At 58.2% G+C, this 21,819-nt stretch carries 18 protein-coding genes; 14 read left to right on the forward strand and 4 right to left on the reverse strand.

The features are described 5' to 3' along the window. Window positions 1-28 precede the first annotated feature (28 nt). Window positions 29-1,288 carry an adenylate/guanylate cyclase domain-containing protein gene (locus tag V6N02_RS19860; RefSeq protein ID WP_371228611.1) on the forward strand — a complete coding sequence of 420 codons (1,260 nt, stop codon included), beginning with the start codon at window positions 29-31 and terminating at the stop codon, window positions 1,286-1,288. A gap of 86 nt (window positions 1,289-1,374) precedes the next feature. Here V6N02_RS19860 and V6N02_RS19865 read toward each other — a convergent pair whose 3' ends face one another. Continuing rightward, a complete protein-coding gene (locus tag V6N02_RS19865) occupies window positions 1,375-2,031 on the reverse strand; it encodes a hypothetical protein (protein WP_371228614.1) in 657 nt (218 codons plus the stop codon). Between the two features lie 265 nt (window positions 2,032-2,296). Next, window positions 2,297-3,067: a hypothetical protein gene (locus tag V6N02_RS19870; RefSeq protein WP_371228617.1), complete on the reverse strand. Its 771-nt coding sequence runs from the start codon at window positions 3,065-3,067 to the stop codon at window positions 2,297-2,299. Between the two features lie 559 nt (window positions 3,068-3,626). On the opposite strand from V6N02_RS19870, the gene rplO reads away from it, so the two are divergent. From rplO to V6N02_RS19935, 13 genes are all read left to right on the forward strand, one after another. Further along, complete coding sequence (rplO, locus tag V6N02_RS19875) at window positions 3,627-4,100, forward strand: 50S ribosomal protein L15 (RefSeq protein ID WP_371228620.1); 474 nt, start codon at window positions 3,627-3,629, stop codon at window positions 4,098-4,100. 109 nt (window positions 4,101-4,209) lie between these two features. After that, entirely contained in the window at window positions 4,210-5,574 is a 1,365-nt protein-coding gene (gene secY / locus V6N02_RS19880) for a preprotein translocase subunit SecY (protein WP_371228623.1), read from the forward strand. Beyond that, a complete protein-coding gene (locus V6N02_RS19885; protein ID WP_371228626.1) occupies window positions 5,571-6,215 on the forward strand; it encodes an adenylate kinase in 645 nt (214 codons plus the stop codon). The genes secY and V6N02_RS19885 overlap by 4 nt, the downstream gene beginning before the upstream one ends. Window positions 6,216-6,642: 427 nt before the next feature. Then, window positions 6,643-7,011 (forward strand): 30S ribosomal protein S13, encoded by a 369-nt coding sequence (gene rpsM, locus V6N02_RS19890; protein WP_371228628.1) that lies wholly within the window; start codon window positions 6,643-6,645, stop codon window positions 7,009-7,011. 15 nt (window positions 7,012-7,026) lie between these two features. Next, a complete protein-coding gene (rpsK, locus tag V6N02_RS19895) occupies window positions 7,027-7,416 on the forward strand; it encodes a 30S ribosomal protein S11 (protein WP_007817184.1) in 390 nt (129 codons plus the stop codon). 114 nt (window positions 7,417-7,530) lie between these two features. Beyond that, entirely contained in the window at window positions 7,531-8,547 is a 1,017-nt protein-coding gene (locus V6N02_RS19900; protein WP_371228633.1) for a DNA-directed RNA polymerase subunit alpha, read from the forward strand. 164 nt (window positions 8,548-8,711) lie between these two features. After that, the gene (gene rplQ / locus V6N02_RS19905; protein WP_371228636.1) at window positions 8,712-9,134 is read left to right on the forward strand and encodes a 50S ribosomal protein L17; all 423 of its coding nucleotides are present in this window, start codon (window positions 8,712-8,714) and stop codon (window positions 9,132-9,134) included. A gap of 139 nt (window positions 9,135-9,273) precedes the next feature. Next, window positions 9,274-10,653, forward strand: a complete 1,380-nt coding sequence (locus V6N02_RS19910) for a trypsin-like peptidase domain-containing protein (RefSeq protein ID WP_371228639.1) — start codon at window positions 9,274-9,276, stop codon at window positions 10,651-10,653. Between the two features lie 2 nt (window positions 10,654-10,655). Then, window positions 10,656-11,963, forward strand: a complete 1,308-nt coding sequence (locus V6N02_RS19915) for a replication-associated recombination protein A (protein ID WP_371228642.1) — start codon at window positions 10,656-10,658, stop codon at window positions 11,961-11,963. Between the two features lie 296 nt (window positions 11,964-12,259). Further along, window positions 12,260-13,861: an ABC transporter substrate-binding protein gene (locus tag V6N02_RS19920; protein WP_371228644.1), complete on the forward strand. Its 1,602-nt coding sequence runs from the start codon at window positions 12,260-12,262 to the stop codon at window positions 13,859-13,861. Window positions 13,862-14,071: 210 nt separating this feature from the next. Beyond that, complete coding sequence (locus V6N02_RS19925; RefSeq protein ID WP_371228647.1) at window positions 14,072-15,028, forward strand: ABC transporter permease; 957 nt, start codon at window positions 14,072-14,074, stop codon at window positions 15,026-15,028. A gap of 13 nt (window positions 15,029-15,041) precedes the next feature. Continuing rightward, window positions 15,042-16,106 (forward strand): ABC transporter permease, encoded by a 1,065-nt coding sequence (locus tag V6N02_RS19930; RefSeq protein WP_371228650.1) that lies wholly within the window; start codon window positions 15,042-15,044, stop codon window positions 16,104-16,106. Between the two features lie 3 nt (window positions 16,107-16,109). Further along, window positions 16,110-17,780 carry an ABC transporter ATP-binding protein gene (locus V6N02_RS19935; protein ID WP_371228652.1) on the forward strand — a complete coding sequence of 557 codons (1,671 nt, stop codon included), beginning with the start codon at window positions 16,110-16,112 and terminating at the stop codon, window positions 17,778-17,780. A gap of 334 nt (window positions 17,781-18,114) precedes the next feature. On the opposite strand, the gene V6N02_RS19940 is transcribed toward V6N02_RS19935, so the two are convergent. Both V6N02_RS19940 and carB read right to left on the reverse strand, forming a co-directional pair. After that, window positions 18,115-18,237, reverse strand: coding sequence for a hypothetical protein (locus V6N02_RS19940; protein ID WP_371228655.1), 123 nt, complete (start codon window positions 18,235-18,237; stop codon window positions 18,115-18,117). Between the two features lie 203 nt (window positions 18,238-18,440). Continuing rightward, window positions 18,441-21,737 carry a carbamoyl-phosphate synthase large subunit gene (gene carB / locus V6N02_RS19945; protein ID WP_371228657.1) on the reverse strand — a complete coding sequence of 1,099 codons (3,297 nt, stop codon included), beginning with the start codon at window positions 21,735-21,737 and terminating at the stop codon, window positions 18,441-18,443. Window positions 21,738-21,819 lie beyond the last annotated feature (82 nt).

Consider the following 21,819-nt stretch of genomic DNA (forward strand, 5'->3'; position numbering starts at 1 on the left):
TGCAAAGGCAACAGTGGGGACCAACACGATGTCGATAGATCTAACAGCGATTATTTCCACAGGAATAGGGGCGCTGGCGGGCGTTGTCGGTACATTTGTCGTTGATTACAAAACCAAAGCAGGTCTGAAAACAGAGATTGCGGCGCTTAAAAACGACCTCGGTCAAAAGATACAGGAAAACAAAACACTTAAGACAGCGGCCGCGTCGGCCAACTCCGGTGTGACGGAGTTGATTGACGCAAAGAAAGCAGCCGGCGAAGCGCTCAAAGACCTCATAGATCATTCGGGATGGGACCGTGCCACGCTCTACCTGCCGACCTGGGACAGGTATGATAACTTTCTGGGATTGGTCGTGATTGCCACGGCCCCGACAGATCTTTCGCAAGACGACTTTCTTGGGACTGTCTTTTCCGGTCAGGATTCGCGCGCCGTCAAAAGTTACCTCTCAGGCCAGGACAATACCTCTACGCAGGCGGTCTATAGTTTCGACAATCTGAGGCCCACTGAAACCTATGCGCACCCGCTCAGGACCAGTGGCATCGATGGAGACGGCTCATTCGTCGGCGTCTTGCAGCTTCTCAACGATCAGAAGAAGGAGCGCCCGGATGGTTTGGAAAAAGCCAAGCAGGCAACACGTTTGTTTGAAGAACATCTGACGGAACAAGCCGCCATGTTGAAATCCGTGAGATCAGAAGACCTCAAGGAAATCGGAATTGACGTGCCGGTCACCTCGGTTCGAGGCACGGCGCTGATCATGGATATTTCCAACTCGTCCGAATTGTTCATGAACGAAGCAAAAAGCAAGGTAACGCGCGCGCTGATGGAGCGGATCATCAAGGAAAGCGTCGACCTGATTGTCGATGGAGGCGGTACGTTCGAAAGCTTCACGGGCGATGGCTTCCTGGCTGCATTCCCCTCTACCGAGACCTCCAATTCCGCTGACTCGGCTTTGAGATGCGCGGAAAGTGTGCACGAGGCGTTTTCCAAGATCGTTTCTCACTATGCAAAAGATCTGGATGGTTTGGCTCTAGAGCTGAACATAAGGTTTGGAATGTCGACCGGAATCCTGCATCCGATGGTGTTGTCTTTCGGACATTTGCGTTCTGCAAGTATTCTGGGGCGGGCCCCTTCACTCGCCAAGCGCATCTGTGACGCCGCTCCACGTGATCAGTATTCTGTGGCTGTCGATCTCGCAACTCTGGCCGAGCTGGACGATGAAACTCAGAAACGTTTCATGACACAAACCGGCAACCAAAACGATCTTCGATATTACGCAATCCTCAGATGAGTCGTAATGATCTCAGAGGCTTCCCGCATTTATCTTGACCAGTTACCGCATCAATGGTGGGGGAAGCATGTCGAAATCGGCGAGGTTCAGCCGCAGATGCGGGTGCGCACCTCGGTGCGCCGGATCAGGCGGGGCGGGACGCGCTGCACGCGCTCTCTCGCGGCCTCAAGCGGGTCTTTTGTAAGCTCCCGGTAGGGAAATTCCCACTCCTCCCGCTTTTCCAGCGGCAGCGCCTCTGCCCCGGGCGAAGGTTCCAGCGTGACGCTGACGGATTGGCAGATGGCGTCAGGCCAGACATCAACAATCGCATCCCGCTGAAACACACCGCGCAGGTCCACCAGATGCCCGGCCTTGCGATTGACGCCCTCCACGGCAAACTCAAGCGGGGTGTCCAGCACGAAGACACCGGCCTCGGGCCCCGATCCAAACCGCTCGTCTTCCCCGTACCACGTCCGGCCATGCTCAAAGCGCAAGATGAACACCCCCGGCGGGACAAGAATGCGAAAGAACGCACCCCCTTCGATATAGGCCGCAAGAACGGCGTTTTGCGTCTCGGCGTCGATCAGGGTGAGGTAATAATCGTCTCCGGGCAGGGTCTTGATCTGAAGCGGGAAGGTGGCGGGCAGCCCACTGCGATGCCAGAGCAGACCGGTCCGCGGCGTTTCGACCTGGCTGGCGGCTGTTGCCGGACCGGTAAGAAGCATCAGGGCGAGGAGAAGACCACCGCAAAGCGTTCGGGCCATCCCAAGGGAGGGCCATAGACCCCATCGTTTTATGTCGCATCCGCTCAAAGGCATCACAGGCCCAACATATCACGCCCCGGTGCCTGCCGAAAAGCGCGGCGCGTGATGTCGGCAGATTTACGTGTTTACACCTGCGCTGCGCGGGTTGGAAAAACATCATGCCGTTGGCAGTTCCGCCGCGCCCGACCGCGATAAGCGCACCGGTGGTCGCAATGCGGGACATTCCCGGCCTTCGCTGCAAGCTAGCCAACGTCTGCTTTGCCTCCTACGTCTCCGGCAGATCAACTCGGAAGTGGTGAGTATGGCCGAGCAAAATATCATCACCATATCCAGTATTATCCTCCCTGATCCTTCGCATGTGGACGACACGTTTCTGATCAAAACGCACATTGCAGAGAGACTGCGCGATAGACATCATCTCAAGGAAGCAAAAATCAAACTGCTCTTCGAATTTTCCTTCAATTTCAATATATTTAGGTCCAGACATCTTCAGCACATCTGCGCTTGAATTGATAAGATAGTTTTGTCTAACTTCGTCTATCCGCTCGTCGATAACTTTTTCTCGGGCGGTATCAAAATGAACACCACCGGCTTTGTTAGCCATATGGCGCAAAATGTGTTCTGCAGTGAACCAAACGCCCTGCCCAAAAGCACATTTCCGGCGGAGAAAGCGAGCTGGTGGAAAGTCTTTTTTCTTGGGGATCGAAAAGTTAGCTCGTCCCGGAAATCCAGTTCTCATCTTGAAGATCGAGTTTATTGGCTGCCCCTCCAAAGAAACACCGCCCAGTGTATAGAACTCAACGTATTTCCATTTTTCGATGTCAGTTACGTGCGAAGCGTTGTCGAGAGCAGGAAGTGAGGGCTTAACACCGAGGGAATGGGCCAAATTCACCAGTCCTTTATCGATCAACCAACGTCGGCAAATACTAGTCGAGACATTTCGGATGCGGGATATTTCAAGCCTATTGGGGTCGGTCAGGTTATCGATCAAAGCTCTTATATCTTCTTTAAGCTGGTCGACTAGCTGATCACTCATTAGCATTCCTATAAAGTTTGCGGCAACGATACGGAAATGAGCAAGAAGACCCCCCCATTTTTAACGGTGTATAGATCAGATTCTTTTCTCGAACCAGTTTTCCGCATAATGGACATTCGTATAAAGCGCAGCATTCAACACTTTGGGCTCTTTCCAGACGAAACTCTCGTTCGCCACGCCCCATGCACTAGAGGCCAGCGTCGGCCCCTGGGGTGGCGATCCAACATATGTTGCAAGGCGCTTTATGGTCGCAAAGCACATCCTCAGAACGAACGCAGCGCTGTCGTCAAACAAATCGCCAGCCCAAGGGAGGGGCTGACGATGGCCGGGCCGCTGCGCGGCTGTTAACCGGCTGGGCGCAGGCCAGCGGCGATTGCAAAGGGCTCAAACCCGCCAAACCACCCAAGCGGTTCAAACAAACCGATCTGGCCTCTTGATCGCCATGCCCAACAGGTCTATACGCCCCCGGTGGCGCGATGCCACATGACTCGAAAAACCAAGAAACGCCGTGGTTGGCCCGTTACGCTTCGGGGGTCACATCCGGCTTAGGAGAAGCGATATGAAACTCAACGAACTTCGTGACAACGAAGGCGCGACCAAGCGCCGTAAACGTGTTGGCCGTGGCCCCGGTTCGGGCATGGGCAAAACCGCCGGTCGCGGTATCAAAGGTCAGAAATCCCGCTCGGGTGTGGCCATCAAGGGCTATGAAGGCGGGCAAATGCCGCTCTATCAACGCCTGCCCAAGCGTGGCTTTAACAAGCCGAACCGCAAGAAATTCGCCGTTCTCAACCTGGGCCTGATCCAGAAATTCGTCGATGACAAGAAACTCGACGCCAAGAAAGCGATCACCGAGGACGTCCTGATTGAATCGGGCCTGGTGCGTCGCAAACTGGATGGTGTGCGTGTTCTGGCCAAGGGCGAGATCAGTGCAAAACTGAAGCTGGAAGTCACCGGTGCCTCGAAAGCAGCCGTGGAAGCTGTCGAGAAAGCAGGGGGATCACTGACGATCACATCTGCCAAGGCGGCCGAATAAGAGGTTGTGAGCGGGCCGCACGCCCCTTAAATACGTCTTAGTTTTCCAAAAACACGCCGCCTGGCCGGAAAACGGCTTTGGCGGCGTTGTCATAACAGAAGAGAGCCGCATGGTATCTGCTGCAGAACAAATGGCCGCCAACACCTCTTGGTCGGCCCTTGGCAAAGCCACTGACCTTCGCAATCGTATCCTTTTCACGCTGGGCCTGCTGATCGTGTATCGTCTGGGCACCTATATTCCGGTGCCGGGGATCGATGGCGCCGAACTGCGCCAGTTCATGGAAGAGGCCGCGACCGGTATCGGCGGGATCCTGTCGATGTTCACCGGCGGCGCGCTGGGCCGGATGGGGATCTTTGCGCTTGGCATCATGCCCTATATCTCGGCGGCGATTATCGTGCAGCTTCTCACGGCCATGGTGCCGCAGCTGGAACAGCTGAAGAAAGAAGGCGAACAGGGCCGCAAGAAGATCAACCAGTACACGCGCTACGGCACCGTGGCACTGGCGACCCTGCAATCCTACGGCCTCGCGATGAGCCTGCAAAGCGGCGATATCGTAAGCAACCCGGGCACCTTCTTCATCGTTTCATGCATGGTCACACTGATCGGGGGCACGATGTTCCTGATGTGGCTGGGCGAGCAGATCACCGCGCGCGGCGTCGGCAACGGCATCTCGCTGATCATCTTCGTGGGCATCATCGCAGAAGTCCCCGCCGCGATGGCACAGTTCTTTGCCTCCGGTCGGTCCGGCGCGATCAGCCCGGCGGTGATCATCGCCGTGATCGTCATGGTCATCGCTGTCATCGCCTTCGTGGTGTTCATGGAGCGCAGCTTGCGCAAGATCCAGATTCAGTATCCGCGCCGTCAGGTGGGGATGAAAGTCTATGACGGTGGCTCTTCGCACCTGCCGGTCAAGGTGAACCCGGCGGGCGTGATCCCGGCGATCTTCGCCAGCTCTCTGTTGCTGTTGCCGGTCACGGTTGGCACGTTCTCGGGCAATACCACCAATCCGGTAATGTCGACCATCCTGGCCTATTTCGGCCCCGGTCAGCCTGCCTACCTGCTGTTCTTCACGATCATGATCGTCTTCTTCACGTATTTCTACACCTATAACGTGGCCTTCAAGACCGAGGATGTCGCCGACAACCTCAAGAACCAGAACGGCTTTGTCCCCGGTGTGCGTCCGGGCAAGAAGACGGCGGAATACCTGGACTATGTGGTCACCCGCATTCTGGTGCTGGGGGCGGGCTATCTGGCGGCTGTGTGTCTCCTGCCTGAAATCCTGCGCGCGCAGTTCAACATCCCGTTCTACTTCGGCGGAACCTCGGTTCTGATCGTGGTCTCGGTCACCATGGACACGATCCAGCAGGTTCAAAGCCACTTGCTTGCGCATCAATATGAGGGTTTGATCGAGAAATCCCAGTTGAGCGGCAAAGGCAAGAAGCGCGCTCGCAGAAAAGGAGCGGGTCGCAAATGAATATCATCCTTCTCGGACCGCCGGGCGCGGGCAAAGGCACCCAGGCGCATATCCTCGTGGATGGGCGCAACATGATCCAGCTGAGCACCGGCGACATGCTGCGCGAAGCCAAGGACTCCGGCACCGAGATGGGCAAGATCGTGGCCGACGTGATGGCGCGCGGGGATCTTGTGACGGATGAGATCGTGATCGGGCTGATCCGCGAGAAACTGCAGGGCGACAAGGCCGGTGGGTTCATCTTTGACGGCTTCCCCCGCACGCTGGCGCAGGCCGACGCGCTTGGTACCTTGCTGGAAGAAAACGGCGAAACGCTGGACGCGGTGGTCGAGATGCAGGTGGACGATGACGCGCTGGTACAGCGGATCACGGCGCGCTCGACCTGTGGTGGCTGTGGCAATGTCTATAACGACATCACCAAACCATGGCCCGCGGATGGCAAATGCGAAAACTGTGGCTCTACGGACGTCAAACGCCGGGCGGATGACAACGAGGACAGCCTCAAGAACCGCCTGATGGAATACTACAAGAAAACCTCGCCGCTGATTGGCTATTACTATGCCAAGGGGCAGCTTCGTTCAGTGAACGGGCTGGGCGAGATCGACGAGGTCGCCGGGTCCATTGCAGGCGCGTTGGACGGCTAAAGGATAACCCGGGCCGGTTAACAGGCGCGTCAGCGCCCCGGCCCATCGTCCATTGACCGAAAGTCGATTGCTCAGCAATCGACGTAGGGGGGCCGCCCGCAAGGGCTGGCGATTTGGAGACCTTGGGCGCAACGCTCTTCTGTTGGATGTGTTTGGCGGGTGTAAAGCGCCTCAAAACCCTTGTCGGCTCGCCATCCCGCGGTCTGGCGATGGGCCTGTCTAAGCGTATTGAAACCTAGGGCTTGACGCCCTCCCAAATCCCTACTAGACCGCACCATCTCTAAGAGAAAATGATTCCTTGACGGGTCGCGCCCGCCACCGAATCGATCACCTGAATTCAGCTGCGGCCCGGTGCGTAACGCCTCGGGCCTACGTTGTGAAAAAAGGGTCTGGAGTTACGGACCCGCAACGAAAAGGAAAGTAACACGTGGCACGTATCGCCGGCGTTAACATCCCGACCCACAAACGGGTCCCGATCGCCCTCACTTACATCACCGGTATTGGCAACACTTCCGCCAAAGCCATCTGCGAAGCCGTCAAGATTGACCCGACCCGTCGCGTCAACGAACTGTCTGACGCTGAAGTTCTGGCCATGCGCGAGCATATCGACGCCAACTACACCGTCGAAGGTGACCTGCGTCGCGAGACACAGATGAACATCAAGCGCCTGATGGACCTGGGCTGCTACCGTGGCCTGCGCCACCGTCGCAACCTGCCGGTTCGCGGTCAGCGCACCCATACCAACGCTCGCACCCGCAAAGGCCCCGCTAAGGCCATTGCCGGCAAGAAGAAGTAAGGGAGGGCATCTGATATGGCACGCGATACTCGTCGTACGAAGAAAAAGGTTTCCAAGAACATCGCCACCGGCGTTGCTCATGTGAACAGCTCTTTCAACAACACCAAGATCCTGATCTCGGACGTGCAGGGCAACGCCATCGCATGGTCGTCGGCAGGCACCATGGGCTTCAAAGGCTCGCGGAAATCGACACCTTACGCGGCTCAGATGGCCGCCGAGGATGCCGGCCGCAAGGCGCAGGAACATGGCATGAAGACGCTGGAAGTCGAAGTGCAGGGCCCCGGTTCGGGCCGTGAATCGGCTCTGCGCGCGTTGGCCGCTGTCGGTTTCAACATCACCTCGATCCGTGATGTGACCCCGATTGCGCACAATGGCTGCCGCCCGCCGAAACGCCGTCGCGTCTAAGCATTTTTCTACGGAAAGGGGCCGCGTGTTTTGCACGGCCCCAATCCGCTTTTTTAAACCTCGGGCGTTTCCAGCCTTCGGACATGGGGCCGGGAACAGGAATGGAGGGACAGCATGATCCATAAGAACTGGGCAGAATTGATCAAACCGACACAGCTGGACGTGAAGCCGGGCAATGACCCGCTGCGTCAGGCCACTGTCACGGCTGAACCGCTGGAGCGCGGCTTTGGTCTGACCCTGGGCAACGCGCTGCGCCGCGTGCTTCTCAGCTCGCTTCAGGGCGCGTCGATCACCTCGGTGCAAATCGACAATGTTCTGCACGAATTCTCAAGCGTCGCCGGTGTGCGCGAAGATGTCACCGACGTCGTTCTGAACCTCAAGGGCGTCGCCCTGCGCATGGATGTCGAAGGCCCCAAGCGCCTGTCGATCAATGCCAAGGGCCCGGGTGTCGTCACCGCGGGTGATATCGTTGACAGCGCCGGCATAGAAGTTCTGAACAAGGAACACGTGATTTGCCACCTCGACGATGGGGCCGATCTGTTCATGGAACTGACCGTGAATACCGGCAAAGGCTATGTCGCGGCTGACAAGAACAAGCCCGAGGATGCGCCGATTGGCCTGATCCCGGTTGATGCGGTCTATTCGCCCGTCATCAAGGTCAGCTATGACGTCCAACCCACCCGCGAAGGTCAGGTTCTGGACTATGACAAGCTGACCATGAAGGTTGAAACCGACGGCTCGATCACGCCGGACGATGCCGTGGCTTATGCTGCGCGTATCCTGCAGGATCAGCTCAGCATCTTCGTCAACTTCGAAGAGCCCGAGGCCGCTGGCCGTCAGGACGAAGACGATGGTCTGGAATTCAACCCGCTGCTGCTGAAGAAAGTGGACGAGCTGGAATTGTCTGTCCGCTCGGCGAACTGCCTGAAGAACGACAACATCGTCTATATCGGCGATCTGATCCAGAAGACCGAAGCCGAGATGCTGCGCACCCCGAACTTCGGCCGCAAATCGCTGAACGAGATCAAGGAAGTGCTCTCGGGCATGGGTCTGCATCTTGGCATGGATGTCGAAGACTGGCCGCCCGACAACATCGAGGACCTGGCCAAGAAATTCGAGGACCAGTTTTAATCACCCGTAGGCCGGGGTTCACCCCGGCTTACGCCTTGTACAAAATGGGTTTTTGACCTCTCAGGGTTACCCCAAATTGTACAAACCCGGGCACCCGCCCCAAGGAGAGCGGCTGACACGCATCAGACCGCCGGACAAAGCAAAACGAAGAAGGAACTAAGAAAATGCGTCACGCAAAAGGCTACCGCCGCCTGAACCGCACCCACGAACACCGCAAGGCGTTGTGGGCCAACATGGCCGGCTCGCTCATCGAACATGAGCAAATCAAAACAACCCTGCCCAAGGCGAAAGAACTGCGCCGCGTGGTGGAAAAGCTGATCACCCTTGGCAAGCGCGGCGATCTGCACGCCCGTCGTCAGGCCGCTGCACAGCTTAAGCAGGATCAGTACGTCACCAAACTGTTTGACGTGCTTGGCCCTCGCTACGCCGAGCGTCAGGGTGGCTATGTCCGTGTTCTTAAAGCAGGATTCCGCTATGGCGACATGGCACCCATGGCAATCATCGAGTTCGTGGAACGCGACGTGGATGCCAAAGGTGCCGCCGACAAGGCGCGCGTTGCCATCGAGGATGCCGCTGACGACGAATAAGTCGCGCGGATGACAGATTTTGAAAGGCCTCGCCAGATCGGTGAGGCCTTTCTCGTTTGGGTGGCAGACAGGCCGGCAGGCTTGCAATCCGCTGCCGGGCGGCTCATATCCTGAGCACCGAATGCAAATCGGAGGCCCTATGTTTCGTGCGCTTCTTGCCAGTCTCGTACTGCTTGCCACACCGCTTTGGGCAGAAACCCGGGTGCCGCAAAGCCCTGCCGAGATCAGCCTTAGCTTTGCACCGCTGGTGAAACAGGCCGCCCCGGCGGTGGTCAATATCTATGCCAAGCGGATCGTCAATGTCCGTGCCAGCCCGTTTTCCAACGATCCTTTTTTCCAGAACCTTTTCAGGGACTTCGGTGGCCCACGCCAGCGGGTGCAAAACTCGCTTGGCTCGGGCGTGATCCTCAGCCCGGATGGGATCGTGGTCAGCAACTACCACGTGGTGGGCGAGGCAACGGATATCCGCGTGGTGCTGAATGACCGGCGTGAGTTTGCCGGTCGCGTGCTTCTGGCGGACGAGGAAAGCGATCTGGCGATCCTGAAACTTGATGGCGTTTCCGACCTGTCCGCCCTGAGCTTGCGTGACAGCGATACGGTTGAGGTGGGCGAGTTGGTGCTGGCCATCGGCAACCCCTTTGGAGTGGGGCAAACCGTCAGCAGCGGGATCGTGTCGGGGTTGGCCCGGTCGGGCACCGCGATGGGCAACAGCCGCGGGTATTTCATCCAGACCGATGCACCGATCAATCCGGGTAATTCGGGCGGTGCGCTGGTGGATATCAACGGGCAGCTGATTGGCATCAACACGTCGATCCTGTCCCGCTCGGGCGGGTCAAACGGCATCGGGTTCGCCATTCCGTCCGCTTTGGTGGCGCAGTTCGTGGCACAGGCCAAGGCTGGAAACACGCGCTTTGAGCGTCCCTGGGCCGGGGTCACCGGCCAACTTGTCAGTGCCGATATGACCGAGGTGCTGGGACTGGATCGCCCCGGTGGCATCATCCTGTCACAGTTTCACCCGGCCAGCCCGCTAAAGGCCGCCGGGCTGGAAACGGGCGATGTGATCATTGCCGTGGATGGCGCGCCCGTGAACACGCCTGCAGAGATGATTTATCGCATGTCGGCAGCGGGCTTAGGCGGGCAGGCGGTGGTCACACGGGTGCGCGATGGGGAGGTCAGCGATGTCACGCTTGATCTGATCGCTGCGCCGGATGACCCGCCCCGCGATACGCTACGCACGACGCGCCGCTCGGCTATTCCGGACCTTATGCTGGAGCAGGTGAACCCGGCAGTGATCGCCGAGTTTGACCTGCCATTGATGAGCGAGGGCGTTGTGGTGGCGGATCCCGGAGAGATCGGCGCGCGGGTTGGTCTGCGCCCGGGTGACATTCTGCACGCCGTCAACCGGGCGTCGGTGACCACACCATCAGAGGCCGCCGATCAATTGGAAAGCGTGCGGGGGCGTGTTGCCCTCAGGGTGCAGCGCGGCACCCAGATGATTTCGCTTCGTTTCAGGATCTGAGCATGAGCGATCTGTTTGACACCGCCCCGCCGCCTAGATCTGATGCTGGCCCGCGCCCGCTGGCGGATCGGTTGAGGCCGCAGAAGCTGTCGGATGTCATCGGGCAGGATCAGGTTTTGGGCCCCGAGGCCCCCTTGGGCGTGATGCTGGCCTCGGGATCGCTTGGGTCTTTGGTGTTCTGGGGCCCGCCCGGCGTGGGCAAGACGACCATCGCGCGCCTGCTGGCGGACGAAACCGATCTGCATTTTGTTCAGATCAGCGCGATCTTCACCGGCGTGCCCGAGCTGCGCAAAGTGTTCGAGGCGGCCAAGCATCGCCGGGCGAACGGGCAGGGCACATTGCTGTTCGTTGACGAGATTCATCGCTTCAACAAGGCACAGCAAGACGGTTTCCTGCCGCATATGGAGGATGGCACCATCCTTCTGGTTGGCGCGACAACCGAGAACCCGAGTTTCGAGCTGAATGCCGCTTTGCTGAGCCGGGCGCAGGTTCTGGTGTTGGAACGGCTGGCTTTGAGTGACCTTGAGCGTCTGGCGCAACGGGCCGAGAAGGAACTGGGCAAGGCGCTGCCGCTGGATGGTCCGGCGCGCGAGGCGCTGCTGGAGATGGCCGATGGTGATGGCCGCGCGCTGTTGAACCTGATCGAGCAGGTTGCAGCATGGAAGACCGATGGAAAGCTGGACACGGATGCCCTGACCAAGCGGTTAATGAAACGCGCGGCGAAATACGACAAGGGTGGGGATGAGCACTATAACCTGATTTCTGCGCTTCATAAATCGGTGCGTGGGTCAGACCCGGACGCAGCCCTCTATTGGCTGGCGCGGATGTTGACCGGTGGGGAAGACCCGCGCTATCTGGCCCGCCGGATCACCCGGATGGCGATCGAAGATATTGGGTTGGCCGATCCACAGGCACAGGCGCGGTGTCTGGACGCGTGGCAGACCTATGAGCGTCTGGGCAGTCCCGAGGGGGAACTGGCACTGGCGCAGGCGGTGACCTACCTGGCACTGGCCCCGAAATCCAACGCCGCCTATGTCGCCTATAAGGCCGCGATGAAAGAAGCGGGGAAAACCGGCAGTGAGCCGCCGCCGAAACATATCCTGAATGCGCCGACAAACCTGATGAAAGAGCAGGGCTATGGCGACGGATACGCTTATGATCACGACGCTGAAGATGGATTTTCGGGTCAGAACTATTTCCCCGAATCCATGAAACGCCCGGTGCTTTACCAACCGGTCGAGCGCGGCTTTGAAAGAGAGCTGAAAAAACGGTTGGATTACTTTGCCAAACTGCGCTTGCGCCGAGGGTAGGGCAAATCGTCGGAATGCTTCCTGCTGATGTCGTTTTCAGGACAATTCCGTGCCTTTCACGCCGCTGCCGCGCGCGCATATCGTGCGTCTTTGAGTTCAATTTCACTTGAAAAAGGCTTCAAAATTAAGAAATATTGAAGTTATGCCGGATTATGTGGAAGACATGAAAGTTTCATGGTTTCCTTCGCGCATGTCGGATTTGACCTATCAGCGCTGGAAGAAACTCGGGTGTATCAAACGGGCTTTGTAAGCCGATCGCTGAATTCGACATATCACTCACAGGGAGAAGAATAACAATGATCAAAGATCAGATGATGATTGATCGCCTCGCCGATGCTGCCCGTCAGGGCAAGATTTCGCGCCGGTCGTTCATGAACTACTCGCTTGCCGCGGGGATGACCACATCGGCCGCAACCGGTCTTTGGGGCACCACGGCAAATGCTGAACCCAAGCGAGGCGGCAAGTACCGCGTCGCCCAACATGACGGGAACACCTCGGATACGCATGATCCCGGCAAGTACCAGTCGAACTTTGACATCAGCCTAGTGCATACGTTCCGGTCGTTCCTGACCATGATCAATGCCGACGGCACACTTGGCCCGGATATCGCCTCGGAATGGTCGGCGTCCCCTGATGCCAAGGAATGGACTTTTGTTCTGAACCCGGCCGCCACCTTCCACAGTGGCCCCAAGGTGACAGCAGAAGACGTCATTGCCTCGATGAACTATCACCGCGGTGAGGAAACCACCTCGGCGGCCAAGGCGCTGCTGGCCGGTGTTGAAGACATCACCAACAACGGTGACTCGATCACCTTCAAGATGTCGGCCCCCAACGCTGACCTGCCATGGCTGCTGACCGACTATCACCTGCCGATCGTGCCTGCGAATGCCGATGGCACGGCCAACTGGCAATCTGCCGATGGTTCGGGTCCCTACAAGATCGTCAACCTGGAATTCGGCGTTGGCTGTAACCTGGTTCGCCACGAGGAATGGCATGGTGAAGGTGCCTATTTCGATGAAGTCGAGATGTTGGTGATCAACGATCCGAACGCCCGTCAGACTGCTCTGGTGACGGGCGATGTCGATGCCTGTTCACTGTTGGAAAACAAAACGCTTGGCTTGCTGGGCCGTGACCCAAATATCGAAGTTGACAATGTGTCGTCCGCTCAGTGCATCACGCTTCCGATGCACATGGATGTCGCACCGTTTGACAATAACGATGTCCGCATGGCGCTGAAACTGGCGATCAACCGCGAAGAGATCATCGAAAAGATCACCTTCGGTGCGGCCACAATCGGCAATGACTTCCATCATTCGCCGGCCATGCCGTATTTCCCGGCGGATATTCCGCAGCGCGAGTACGATCCCGATCAGGCGGCGTCGCTGTGGAAAAAGGCTGGTATGGAAGGTCAGCAGGTCAGCATTTCGACTGCTGAATCCATCACCACCGGTGCTGTTGACGCGCTGATCCTCTATTCTGAGCAGGCCAAGGCGGCAGGCATCGACATCAAGGTCGTACGCGAGCCGAACGATGGCTACTGGTCGGATGTGTGGCTGGTCAAGCCGTGGTGCATGGTGACCTGGGGTGCACGCCCGACACCGGACGTGATGTACACGCTGGCCTATAAGGATGATGCAGCCTGGAATGAATCCCACTTCCAGCATGCACGCTTTAACGAGTTGCTGTTGCAGGCCAAGGCCGAACTGGACGACACGAAGCGCGCCGAGATGTACCATGAAATGGGCATGATCTCGCGCGATGAAGGCAGCACGGTTATCCCGTACTTCCCGAACTTCGTCTATGGCCGCCGGGCAAACTGCCGTCGCGGCGAGAACCTGTCGCCGGCATGGCAAATGGACGGGTACCGTCACGCCAGCCGCTGGTGGTTCGACACCTAAGGCAAGACATGAACCCCGGCGCCCCACGAAGGTGCCGGGGTTTTCAATTCGGGATGTCGGCGGCCTCGCCGAACAGAAGCCAGCCCGCATCAACAGCTTTTGTGGACCAAATTGCCTCTTGCGAACCGGGATTGCCCGCTGGCGCATTGACCCACAGGTTTTTTTCCTCAAAGCTGAAAACAATAACAATAACCCTACAGGGAGGGACTCATGGGAGACATACTGAAGCTCGTTGGACAACGGCTCGGTCTCGGGTTGGTGATTTTGTTCGTCATCTCGATCATCATCTTCTTCATGGTCGAACTTCTGCCAGGCGATATCGCGCAAGCGGTGTTGGGGCAGGGCGCGACTGAAGAAAACCTTGCAGCACTGCGCAAGGAAATGGGATTGGATAAGCCCGCGTTTGTCAGATATTTTGAATGGCTTGGCGGCGCTGTATTTTTCGATTTCGGCAATTCCATCGTGACCGGCGAAAAAGTCACCACGGTGATTGGTGAGCGGTTCATGAACACGCTGTTCCTGGCGGCCTACGCTGCTGTGATCGCGGTGCCTGTTGCAATCATTCTTGGGGTTGTTGTGGCTCTGCTGCGCAACTCGATTTTTGACCGTGTGGCCAACGTTCTGACGCTGACGTCGATCTCGTCTCCTGAATTCTTTCTGGGTTACATCCTGATCCTCTACTTCGCCGTGAAGTGGAGCATGTTCCCGGCCATCGCCAGCCTCAGTGAGGGCATGAGCCTGGGAGAGTTGCTGAACCGCACTTTCCTGCCGGCCCTGACGCTGGTTCTGGTGGTTGTGGCGCATATGATGCGGATGACCCGGGCTGCGATCATCAACCTTCTGGCCTCGCCCTATATCGAGATGGCGCGGCTAAAAGGGGTGCCCCCCTGGAAGGTGATTGTGCGCCACGCGCTGCCCAATGCCTGGGCGCCGATCATCAACGTTGTGGCGTTGAACCTGGCTTACCTGATCACCGGTGTGGTTCTGGTGGAAGTGGTGTTTGTCTATCCTGGCATCGGTCAGGCGCTGGTGGACGCGGTGTCCAAGCGTGACTTCCCCGTTGTTCAGGCCTGCTGTCTGATCTTCGCGGCCACCTTCATCCTGCTGAACCTTGCAGCCGATGTCGGTGCCATTCTTACCAACCCGCGTCTGCGGCACCCGAAATAAGGAGGGCAGAGATATGAGTGTATTCGTAATCACATACTACACGTTGCTTCTGGGCGCATCCTGCCTGGCAGCTTACTTCAACAAGCGGTCTATCTTCATGTTGGCCTTTTCGCTGACGCTGGTCTCTTTCGTGGTCGGTATTGTCGGGGGGCCAGGTGCCCTGCGGATGATCGCGGTTGCGGCCGGGGTTCTGGCGCTGGCGGCAATGGTGTCTTACGCCTTCCGCGAGTTCCTGATCGCCCTAGCTTCGCCAGAGGTGGCGAAAGAGCTGCGCACAGCGCCGCTGACCGCCGCCTTCGGGATGTTCGTGATATTCACCTACGCCGTGGCGGCAATCTTTGCGCCGGTCATCGCGCCCTTCGGAGAGGCTGAGATCGTTTCATCTGCCTTTGCACCGGCAGACGAAAACATGCTGCTGGGGGCCGATCAGCTGGGCCGCGATATGTTCAGCCGTCTGGTCTATGGCACGCGCAACTCGGTTGGGCTGGCTCTGACAGCGACCATCGCGGCGTTCATTCTGGGCGCGGGTGCTGGCCTTCTGGCGGCCACCAAGGGCGGTTGGTTTGATCAGTTCATGGGCCGGTTTGCCGATGTGATCATGTCGATCCCGTCGCTGATCTTCGCCCTGCTGATGCTGTCGATCTTTGGCCCCACAACCCCGGTGATCATCATCGCGGTTGCCATCATCTATGCGCCTCGGGTGTTCCGCCTGACACGCGCTGTGGCCGGCAACGTGGTGGTCATGGACTATATCGAAGCGGCCAAGCTGCGCGGGGAAGGGACGTTCTACCTGATCCGCAAGGAAATCCTGCCCAACTGTATGGCACCCCTGATTGCCGAGTTTGGTCTGGAGTTCTGCTTTGTGTTCCTGCTGGTCGCGGGCCTGTCGTTCCTTGGCCTTGGTATCCAACCGCCCACGGCGGACTGGGGGTCCATGGTGCGGGAAAACGCAACGCTGATTTCGTTCGGCGACATCACACCGCTTATTCCGGCGGCAGCCATCGCGCTGTTAACGGTGGCGGTTAACTTCGTGGTTGACTGGATGTTGTTCCGGTCCTCCGGTCTGAAGGAGCAATAAGTTATGAGCCCTAAGAAAAAAGAAGTCCTGCTCGATATCAAAAATCTGAGAATCGAAGGTTACTCGGACGAAACATGGGTCGACATTATCAAAGGTGTCGACCTGACCCTCCACCGCGGTGAGGTGATGGGCCTGATCGGGGAATCCGGCGCCGGTAAATCGACCATCGGTGCTGGTGCCATGGGCTATGCCAGGGATGGCACACGGATCTCGGAAGGATCTTCCATCGAGTTTGACGGGATGGAGCTGACCACGGCCACCGAAGCCGAGAAACGCGCCCTGCGCGGTTCACGGATCGCTTACGTGGCCCAGTCGGCGGCAGCCTCGTTCAACCCGGCGCACAAGATCATTGATCAGCACACCGAAGCCCCGCTGCAATACCGTCTGCAAAAGCGGATGGAAGCGCAGGAAGACGCAATGGACCTCTACGAGCGTCTGCGTCTGCCGCACCCACAGGAAATCGGGTTCCGGTATCCGCACCAGGTGTCGGGCGGTCAGTTGCAGCGCGCCATGACGGCAATGGCCATGTCCTGTCGGCCGGATCTCATCATCTTTGATGAGCCGACCACAGCTTTGGACGTGACCACCCAGATCGAGGTGCTGGCCGCGATCCGCGATATCGTGGATCAGTTCAACACAGCAGCCCTCTACATCACCCATGACCTTGCGGTTGTGGCGCAGATGGCTGACACGATCAAAGTGTTGCTGAAAGGCGAAGAGGTCGAAGAAGCCTCGACCGAGGAGATGCTGAAGAACCCGAAAGAGGATTACACCAAATCTCTCTGGGCAGTGCGCAGCTTTACCAGCCCACAGCGGCACCGTCCCACAGACGGGTCACCGCCACTGATTTCGCTGAAGAACGTGGATGCATCCTATAGTTCCGGCCCCAAAATCCTCAACGATGTGTCGTTTGACATGTACGAAGGGATGACCGTGGCTGTTGTGGGGGAATCCGGGTCTGGCAAATCCACATGTGCGCGCGTGATCACGGGGCTGTTGCCACCGTCCAAAGGTGAAGTTTTGTTCCGGGGCGAGCCGTTCCCGACGGATTATCATCAACGGACCAAAGACCAGTTGCGTCAATGCCAGATGATTTATCAGTCTGCAGACACGTCGCTGAACCCAAAGGTGAAAATCTCGGAAATCATCGGACGCCCGGCGCAGTTCTACTCTGGCCTGACCGGTGCAGCGCTCAAGGCGCGGGTGGATGAATTGCTTGATCTGATCGAGCTTGAGCCATCGCAGTACTACAACCGCTATCCGTCCGAACTGTCCGGTGGTCAAAAACAGCGGATCGGGATTGCACGGGCGCTTGCGGCCGAGCCGACCTTTATCATCTGTGATGAGGTAACATCGGCGCTGGACCAACTGGTGGCTGAAGGTATCCTTCGACTGCTGGATCGTCTGCAGAACGAGTTCAACCTGGCCTATATGTTCATCACTCACGATTTGGCGACGGTACGCTCGATCGCGGATGAGGTTGTTGTCATGCAGCAAGGTAAAGTGGTTGAGCAGGGGCCGAAGGACGATATGTTCACGCCTCCGCACCACCCCTATACCGATCTGCTGCTCAGCTCGGTCCCCGAGATGGACCCGAACTGGTTGACCACACTGCTGGAAGAGCGCGGCGTGGACAATGTAGGCGATGCGGCATCCGCTAAAATTGGCGACTAGATAGCAGTTTGATATGATGTAAAAACGGGCGGCCTTTTCCCAAGGGCCGCCCGTTTTCTATGGGTGCGCTGTTTAAATGGCGTCAGAGGATGGCCATCGCCGACCCGACCAGGATGCCAACAAGAATCGCGTAGAAAATCACAACCGATTTCCAGGTTGCGCTGTGCATACGCATTTCACGGATCATTTCATCGCGGGTCATGAATGCCTCCTGCTCAAGAGGGTGGGGATCAGGGCGCAATGGCCCGGTACGCGAAAGCGCCGTGCGGAAATCCGTCGCGGCGCTGTTCAATGCTATGTGTGGAAGAGACCGTTCTGATCCCTGGGTTCTGTCTTAGGACACAATCGCCATTGCAGACAGAACAAGCGTACCAACGATGGCGCCATAAACGGCGGCTACAGCCTGCCAGGTGGCACTATGCATACGCAATTCGCGGTTCAGTTCGTCACGTGTCATGATGGCCTCCGGTTTCAGCTGTTGCGTTCATGAGATGTCTCAACATCCATGTCCGACAAATAGTCAAAAAATATGGCAATGCAATGGCGGAGATCAAAAAATCCTATGTTCATTTTGCATAGGTGGTAACGCGGCAACGCATAGCGTGGATAACTATAAAATATATAGCACTTTCAGTGCTTTGCGGCGGGACCTTTTTCCGATCAACTGGCCCCTTGAAGCGGCATGACCTTGACCGGACCCTCCTGACGGGCCTTGATCGCCATTGCGGCGGCATGTGCACCTGCTCCGGTGGTGAAATAGGGAATGCGATCATAGAGCGCAACCGAGCGGATTTCGCGGCTGTCTTCGACCGCGGCAGCGCCCTCGGTCGTGTTCATCACCAGTGAAATCTGATCGTCTTTCAGCATGTCGACCACGTTGGGCCGCCCTTCATAGACTTTCTTGACGATCTCGCAGGCGATCCCGTGGCCTTCAAGGAATGCCGCTGTGCCGCCAGTGGCCACAATCGAAAAGCCCATATCAACCAGCGTCTGTGCGCATTCCACCAGTTGCGGGGTTTTGTCCGCATCCTTGATCGAGAAGAACACTGTGCCGCCATCTGGCAATTCGGTGCCTGCACCCATCTGCGCCTTGAGGAAGGCGCGGGGGAACGACACGTCCCAGCCCATCACTTCGCCTGTCGAGCGCATCTCAGGCCCAAGGATGGTGTCCACCCCCGGGAAGCGGGCAAAGGGCATCACCGCCTCTTTGACCGAGAACCACGGCATCGCCGGATCGGCCAGTGTCATCTGATCGGCCATCGGCAGGGTGCCGGGCTTGGCATCTGTCGGATATTCGCCGCGATGCGGGAAATCCGTCAGGTTTTCGCCGGCCATCAACCGCGCGGCGATCGAGGCAATCGCGCTATCCGTTGCCTTGGCCACAAACGGCACGGTGCGGCTGGCGCGGGGGTTCACCTCGATCAGGTAAATATCGTCGCCCTGCACCGCGAACTGAATGTTCATCAGCCCACGCACATTCAGGGCAAGGGCCAGCGCCCGGGTCTGTTTTTCGATCTCGGCAATGATCCCCGGGCTCAGTGAATAGGGAGGTAAGGAACAGGCACTGTCACCGGAATGCACGCCGGCCTCTTCGATATGTTGCAGGATACCAGCCACGTGAACATCTTTGCCGTCGCTGAGTGCATCCACATCGCATTCAATCGCACCGGCCAGATAGCCATCCAGCAGAACCGGGCTGTCGCCAGACACCACAACCGCCTCGGCGATGTAGCGTTCCAACTGGGCCATGTCGCGCACGATTTCCATCGCACGTCCGCCCAGCACGTAAGACGGGCGGATGACCAGCGGGAAACCGATTTCCTCGGCAATGGCCAAGGCCTGCGCGTCGGAACTGGCGATGCCATTGCGCGGTTGCTTCAATCCCAGCTGATTGACCAGCGCCTGGAACCGCTCGCGGTCTTCGGCCAGGTCAATCGCATCCGGTGTGGTCCCGAGGATCGGTATACCCTCGGCCTCAAGCGCGTTGGCCAGCTTCAGAGGGGTCTGCCCCCCGAACTGGACAATGACGCCGTGCAGCGTGCCGTTTTCCTGCTCAACGCGCAGGATTTCCATCACATGTTCAAAGGTGAGCGGTTCAAAATACAGCCGGTCGGACGTGTCGTAATCGGTGCTGACCGTCTCGGGGTTGCAGTTGACCATGATCGTCTCATAGCCCGCATCTGTCAGGGCAAAGCAGGCATGACAACAGCAGTAGTCAAACTCGATGCCCTGACCGATCCGGTTGGGACCGCCGCCGAGGATCACGACCTTCTTACTGTCCGAGGGCCGTGCCTCGCATTCCACGTCACCCATCATCGGGGCCTCGTAGGTGGAATACATGTAGGGCGTCTGCGCTTCGAACTCGGCGGCACAGGTGTCGATGCGTTTGAACACGGCCGTCACCCCATGGGCATGGCGTGCCCGGCGGACTTCTGCCTCGGAAAACCCGGTCAGTTTGGCGAGGCGCGCATCGGTGAAGCCCAGCATTTTGAGGGCGCGCAGGCCGGCCTCGTCCTCGGGCAGGCCATTTTCCCGCACGCGCGCTTCGGCCTCGACAATCTCGCGGATGCGGGCAAGGAACCACGGGTCGAACTTGGTAACGCCAAAGATTTCGTCATCGCTCAGACCTTCGCGCATGGCCTGGGCAATGGTGCGCATCCGGTCGGGTGTCTGCTGACTGATTGCCTTGATGACGGCGGATTTCTCGGGGGCGCCTTCAATCTCGACCTCGTCAAAGCCGGTCAGGCCGGATTCCATCGATGCCAGAGCCTTTTGCAGGCTTTCATGGATCGTGCGGCCAATCGCCATAGCCTCGCCCACGGATTTCATCGCGGTGGTCAGGTAGGCTTCGGAGCCGGGGAATTTCTCGAACGCGAATTTCGGGATTTTGGTGACGACATAGTCGATTGTTGGCTCGAAGCTGGCGGGTGTCACCTTGGTGATGTCATTATCCAACTCGTCCAGCGTATAGCCCACAGCCAGCTTGGCGGCGATCTTGGCAATCGGGAAGCCCGTGGCCTTGGACGCGAGAGCCGAGGAGCGCGACACACGCGGGTTCATCTCGATCACGACCATGCGGCCATCATCGGGGTTGATCGCCCATTGCACGTTGGACCCGCCGGTTTCCACGCCGATCTCGCGCAGCACGGCGATACTGCCGTTGCGCATGATCTGATATTCCTTGTCGGTTAGGGTCAGGGCAGGGGCGACGGTGATGCTGTCGCCGGTATGCACGCCCATCGGGTCCACGTTTTCGATGGAACAGACGATGATGGCGTTGTCGGCGGTGTCGCGCACCACTTCCATCTCGTATTCTTTCCAGCCCAGCAGCGACTCATCAATCAGGATCTGGTTGACGGGGCTGGCATCGAGGCCGGATTTGCAGAAGAATTCGTAATCATCGCGGTTATAGGCCACGCCACCGCCGGTGCCGCCCAACGTAAAGGCGGGGCGGATGATGGCGGGCAGGCCGATATCATCAAGGGCAGCCATGCATTCTTCCATCGTGTTGGCGATGGTGGCGCGGGGGTTTTCGATGCCAAGCCGATCCATTGCTTCACGGAACAGCTTGCGATCCTCGGCCATCTCGATGGCTTCACGGTTGGCCCCGATCAGTTCCACCCCGAATTTTTCCAGCACGCCCATATCGGCCACGGCCAGCGCGGTGTTGAGGCCAGTTTGCCCGCCCATCGTGGGCAGCAACGCGTCGGGGCGTTCTTTTTCGATGATGGTGGCGACAACGTCGGGGGTGATCGGCTCGATATAGGTGGCATCGGCCAGTTCGGGGTCGGTCATGATGGTGGCTGGGTTGGAATTGACCAGGATCACCCGGTACCCCTCTTCGCGCAGCGCCTTGCACGCCTGAGCGCCCGAGTAGTCGAATTCGCAGGCCTGCCCGATCACGATGGGGCCTGCGCCGATAATCATGATGGATTTGATATCGGTTCTTTTTGGCATGACATCCCCCGGGTACGCGCAAATTGTTGGCGTTATATCCATGTGCAGCGGCGGCGCAAGGGGGATCGCGAAACTGAGCGCA

The organism is Roseovarius conchicola (assembly GCF_041403425.1).
GTDB lineage: Bacteria > Pseudomonadota > Alphaproteobacteria > Rhodobacterales > Rhodobacteraceae > Roseovarius > Roseovarius conchicola.